This is a genomic window from Streptomyces boncukensis, from assembly GCF_011045075.1.
In the GTDB taxonomy this organism is placed as follows: Bacteria; Actinomycetota; Actinomycetes; order Streptomycetales; family Streptomycetaceae; genus Streptomyces; species Streptomyces boncukensis.
Genome location: NZ_JAAKZZ010000656.1, coordinates 1 through 3514 on the forward strand (window position 1 = coordinate 1; position 3514 = coordinate 3514).

Annotated in this window: 2 protein-coding genes; both read right to left on the reverse strand. The window is 74.2% G+C overall.

The genetic code is table 11. The features are described 5' to 3' along the window. Positions 1–1735 (reverse strand): sensor histidine kinase (locus G5C65_RS33780; RefSeq protein WP_165302874.1); only part of this gene is annotated, 1735 nt, incomplete at its 3' end. Between the two features lie 74 nt (positions 1736–1809). Continuing rightward, the coding region (locus G5C65_RS33785; RefSeq protein ID WP_420903388.1) for a hypothetical protein at positions 1810–3514 on the reverse strand (1705 nt) is incomplete at its 5' end.

Genomic DNA, 3514 nt, shown 5'->3' on the forward strand with positions numbered 1-3514 from the left:
AGCCGGCCCCGGGTCCGCGTCCGCCGTCTCCCGCGTCGGAGCCGGCTGCCTGGGGGCTCCCGGTCCCGTCGCCCCCGTCCGCGCTCACCCGGCCCGCGCAGGTCCACGGGGAGCGCTCGTCCGCGCGCTCCAGCAGCGCCACCGACTCCATGCCGAAGGTCTCGCGCACCCGCTCCAGCATCGCCTCCACGGTGTCCTCGCCGCGCAGCACGCTGCCCGCGAGCACGGAGAGTATCTCGGACTCGGCGCGCAGCCGGGCGGCCTGCTGGGTGCGGCGGGCCGCCAGGTTGACCACGGAGGCGACGGCGACGGCCACCGCGAAGAAGACGATCAGCGAGACGATGTTGCGGAAGTCGCTGATCGTCCAGGTGTGGGTGGGGTCGGTGAAGTAGAAGTTCAGCAGTGCCGAACAGACCGCGGCCGAGGCCAGCGCGGGCAGCAGCCCGCCGACCAGACCGGCGCAGACGGTCAGCAGCAGGAACAGCAGCACATCGTTGGTGAAGCCGACGTTCGGGTCGAACGTCGTCATCAGGTAGGTGAGCAGGAACGGCAGCCCGGTGGCCGTCGCCCAGCCGCCCAGCACCCGGGCCCGCCCCAGCCGCACCGCCCGTCCGACGGGCAGCCCGCGGCCCTTCGAGACCTGGCCGTGGGTGACGATGTGCACATCCAGGTCGGGGCCCGAGTCGCGGGCCACGGTGGCGCCGACGCCCGGCCCGAAGACGTACTGCCACGCCTTGCGGCGCGAGGAGCCCAGCACGATCTGGGTGGCGTTCACCCCGCGCGCGAAGTCGAGCAGCGCCTGGGGGATGTCGTCCCCTATGACGTGGTGGTACGTGCCGCCGAGGTCCTCCACCAGGGTGCGCTGGACGGCCAGCTCCTTGGGCGAGGCGGAGGTGAGGCCGTCGGCGCTCGCGATATAGACCGCCAGCAGCTCGCTGCCGGAGCCCTTCGCCGCCATCCGCGCCGCGCGGCGGATGAGCGTACGCCCCTCGGGGCCGCCGGTGAGGCCGACGACGATGCGCTCGCGGGCCTGCCAGGTGGACCGTATGTTGTGCTCGCCGCGGTACTGCTGCAGGTACTCGTCCACCCGGTCCGCCGTCCACAGCAGCGCCAGCTCGCGCAGCGCGGTGAGGTTTCCGGGCCGGAAGTAGTTGGAGAGGGCGGCGTCGATCTTGTCGGACGAGTAGATGTTGCCGTGCGCCATCCGGCGGCGCAGCGCCTGCGGCGCCATGTCGACCAGCTCGATCTGGTCGGCGCGGCGCACCACCTCGTCCGGGATGGTCTCCCGCTGCCGCACCCCCGTGATCGACTCGACGACGTCGCCCAGCGACTCCAGATGCTGGATGTTGACCGTCGATATCACATCGATGCCCGCGGCCAGCAGCTCCTCCACGTCCTGCCAGCGCTTCGCGTTCCGGGAGCCGGGCACATTGGTGTGCGCCATCTCGTCGACGACGGCCACGGCGGGCGCGCGCCGCAGGATCGCGTCCGTGTCCATCTCGGTGAGCGCGGCCCCGCGGTACGCCAGCTCCGCACGCGGCATCTGCTCCAGGCCGTGCAGCATGACCTCGGTGCGCGGCCGTCCGTGGTGCTCCACGAAGCCGACGACGATGTCCGTGCCCCGCTCCAGGCGGCGGTGCGCCTCGGAGAGCATCGAGTAGGTCTTGCCGACACCCGGCGCGGCCCCGAGGTAGACCCGCAGCTTGCCGCGCCGCGTCTGGAGTGCTGACGCCATGGCTCCATTGTCACCGCTCCGCGGAGCGTCCCCGTCCGGGAACGGTGACGGGGGACGTCAGGGTTGCGTATGGATCACCGCGCGGGGCCGCTCGCCCGGGGGCTCCCGGCCGGCTCGGGCTCGGCGGCGTCGAGCCAGGCCAGCAGCTGCCGCAGCCGCAGCCGGCGGGGCGCGTACGCCGCCGGGTCGGCGATCAGCTCCCGGAGCCAGCCGGCGGCCTCGCGGGTGACCTGGGCCGCCTGGAGGTCCATGAGGAGGGTCAGCTCGCCGGTCAGGGGCGGGTACGGCATCGCGAGGAGGTAGCGCCACACCTCCTTGGCGGCCTCCAGCTCGCGCAGGGCCGCCAGCTCGCACGCCGTCTCGCACGCGCCGTTCCAGGAGAGCCGCGGTGACTTCGCGACACCGACCGCGTACGGGGCGGCGTCGCGCCCCTCGACCTCCAGGACGGTGCGCAGCGCCCGGACCGGGTCGTCGCTGCCCGCTGCCGGAAGGTCCACCAGCTCCCGCGCCAGCAGGGAGCGCGTACGGTCCGCCGCCGCGTCCTCGCGGCCGTCGAGGGCGTCGAGCACCCCGTTCAGCCAGTGGCTGCCGTAGGACAGGGCCGGCGTCTCCGACCAGACCCGCTCCAGCGTCCGCATCGCCTCCTCGCCCGCGGTCTTCAGCAGCACGTCCGCCGCGTCCCGGTAGTAGGGGCGGATGGTGCCCGGATTGCGCAGGGCCCGCTCCGCCATCTTCCGCGCCTGTGCGCGCGCCCCCGCGGCCAGCAGCGCCTCGGCCGTGACGGCCCGGTCGTTCGCCGCCAGGGTGCAGCCGTCGTCCGTGCGTTCCATGATCTCCTCGACCGCCGAGGCTCCCCTGGCGGAGAGCCACGCGGAGAGGGCGTAGCCGCTCCAGCTGTGGCCCCAGCGGTGCGAGGCGACCACGCCCCGGGCCCAGGCGACGGTCTCCTCCGCCACGTCGTGCCCGGCGCCGAGAAGAGCCTCGTACAGCCGTCCGGGAACGTACAGCGTGTGCCCGGACTCGGCGCCGCTGGCCTCGATGGCCGCCAGGACCAGTTCGCCGTCCTCCGCGCCGTGGACGGCCGTCCAGATCCGGGCCGCGTCCGCCAGGTCGCCGATGCGTGGCGACCCCCGCCGCAGCACCTCGCCCGCGATCCGCGCGGCGGCGTCCAGCCATCCGGCCCGCTCCAGCGCCTCGGCGACCACCAGTCGCCCCTGGGCCTCGCGCCGCGGAATCGACGCCAGCGCCTCGACCTCCGCCACGGCCGTGCTCCCGCACGCCTTGAGCCAGGCGTCGGCGGCCCGTTTCAGGTCGTGCGCCTTCGCATGCGGGTCGCCCAGGGCCCTCCGGGCCGGCCCCGCGACGTCCTCCCCCGGCCCGAGAGCGAGGAGCGCCTCCGCCGCCCTGGACCACTCGAAGGCGTCGGCCTCGGGCTCCTCCGCCATCCGCCGCGCCCGGTCGCGGACGGCCGTCCGCGCGCTGTCCCCCAGCGAGCTGGCGACCCGGGCGGCCAGCGGAAGGAGTCCGTACATCCAGTCGAGCACCGCGCGGAGCAGTCGCTCGGCGGTCTCCGGGTCCCCCGCACGGCTGTACGCGTCGACGGCGAAGATCCGCGGCGTCGGCAGCAGGGACTCCGACCCCGCGATCCGCTCCAGCATCCCCAGCACCTCCGGCCGGGGCCCGAGCGCACCGAGCACCTCGAACGCTCGTTCCCTGGACTCCAGCTTCCAGGCGCTCCGTCCGATCGCCTCCAGATGCTCCAGGATCAGCCCCCGGTTC